3 protein-coding genes are annotated in these 1689 nt (G+C 56.8%); all 3 read right to left on the minus strand.

Annotated elements, in window-relative coordinates; genetic code table 11:
- Window positions 1-166: 166 nt before the first annotated feature.
- A complete protein-coding gene (locus ABLA76_RS18105) occupies window positions 167-991 on the minus strand; it encodes a TIGR03749 family integrating conjugative element protein (RefSeq protein ID WP_348988970.1) in 825 nt (274 codons plus the stop codon).
- A complete protein-coding gene (locus tag ABLA76_RS18110) occupies window positions 988-1587 on the minus strand; it encodes a PFL_4703 family integrating conjugative element protein (protein WP_348988971.1) in 600 nt (199 codons plus the stop codon). Before ABLA76_RS18110 ends, ABLA76_RS18105 begins: the two co-directional genes overlap by 4 nt.
- On the minus strand, window positions 1505-1689 hold a 185-nt coding region (locus tag ABLA76_RS18115), incomplete at its 5' end, for a hypothetical protein (RefSeq protein WP_348988972.1). The genes ABLA76_RS18110 and ABLA76_RS18115, both read right to left, overlap by 83 nt.

Genomic DNA, 1689 nt, shown 5'->3' on the forward strand with positions numbered 1-1689 from the left:
GCCACCGACACCCAGCGCCTGCAACTCCTCCGGTGACAGCGTGGCCAGCACATTATTCTGCGTCGTACCGGGCGCGGCACCTTCCGTTGAACTGCAACTTTTGATACCGATAAATCCACCAATAACCAGTACTGTCGGCACCAGTATTTTCACCAACGCATTGGACTTAACCTCCATGACGGCCTCCCGGTTTCACCGATGCCGGCTCAGGGATAAAGGTATTATCCAGCGGTACTTTGGTGACGAGGTACAATACCGTCGTATCCTCCGGTGACCCCGTTTCACCCAGCCAGCGATGCTGGAACGTGGCGGCCACAAACTGCCCCTGTAATCCTCGCGGGTCGAGGGGGATAGTGCGTTTGGCCGTATTGCGCAGTTTCAGCGCGATGACCGTGTGAGGGTGTGATCGCCAGCCTGACAGTGGCGTAATCGCAATCGGCTCTGACGGGTAAAGTGTGGTGATGGACGGGGGCAGATGCAGGTTCACCGGCTGGATGCCGGCCACCGGTTCGACGGTACGCAACGGGGCATACAGTTGCTGCGCGGCATAGCGGGTTAAGGCGACCGGAACCGGTGCTGATAATTCGGTTTTGCGCTGACGCTGTGGTTCTTCTTTTGACGCAGCATGTTTTTCATCCGAATAAATAATCCGTACCGGCTCTGTTGGCCCCGTTTTAGCTGCCGTAATATCCAGTAAAATGATTTCGCCATTTTCGCTGTCCTGCAAGTGCAGGCGGGTTGACGGGAAGGTGTTGTTGGCTTTCAGGTACACCGCCCCGCCGGCACTTTGTACCCGCAACTTATCACTGAGTGACGGAGGCAAACCGACACGGACATTCCGGTCAGCAAAAATAATGCGTTCCTGCCCCACGTTGAGTGAGATGGATAACGGAATACGTTCCCATGTCATCAGCTCATCAGCCTGTGTGCCGACGCTGAACAATAACAAACTGACCCATCCCAGCCAGCGGCCAAATGACACTCTGCTCATTGAAATACGCCCTTTTTCTCTGCCAAAGGTTGTGGCATGGCTTCCAGCCGCTGGGGCATTCCGTCGTAACAGTCCAGTGCCAGCCCGAAAGGATTACGCTCGGCATCGCCTTCCCAGCGCACCACTTTCAGCGGATAACGTACCCGTGCCCGTTTGACCGGTTCGGCGTGATAATATTCATCAGCCACCAAATCCAGCCGGACCACCCAGTTATCCCGGTCGCGTACCGTCACACTACGTGTCCCATAGCCCCGGCCGGGAATTTCATAGACCACCCGCACCCGGTCAAGCAGCTCGCCACTGTCAGCCCGGGTTCTGGCATCTTCACGCAGAAAATCCTGACAGGCCGGCGTCAGATAAGGGGAAAGCGCATAAATTTTGGCCGGATAGTCCTGCGCGCCATTTTTCGGCCAGGCATTCAGTTGCTGGAAAATATAAAAGGCAAAGCTGTAGACGCTGGGCGCAGGCACTTCCCACCACGGGCGTGTACTGCCGGTGCGTAAGTCCGGTGGGTTATGGATAGTGAGATTGCGCGGTGATGCCATCCAGCCCGTCAGGCTCAGCAGCAGGACCAGCACTAAAATGCCGCACGCCACTCGCAGGGTCAGAATATGCTGATCCCGGTTTTTCACCGCATGACGAAACCGGCTCATCGCGCTCTCCTGCTGCGGCGCAATGACCAGCCCCGGGCGGCCATA

This window comes from Xenorhabdus sp. SGI240, from assembly GCF_040081915.1.
Lineage (GTDB): Bacteria > Pseudomonadota > Gammaproteobacteria > Enterobacterales > Enterobacteriaceae > Xenorhabdus > Xenorhabdus bakwenae.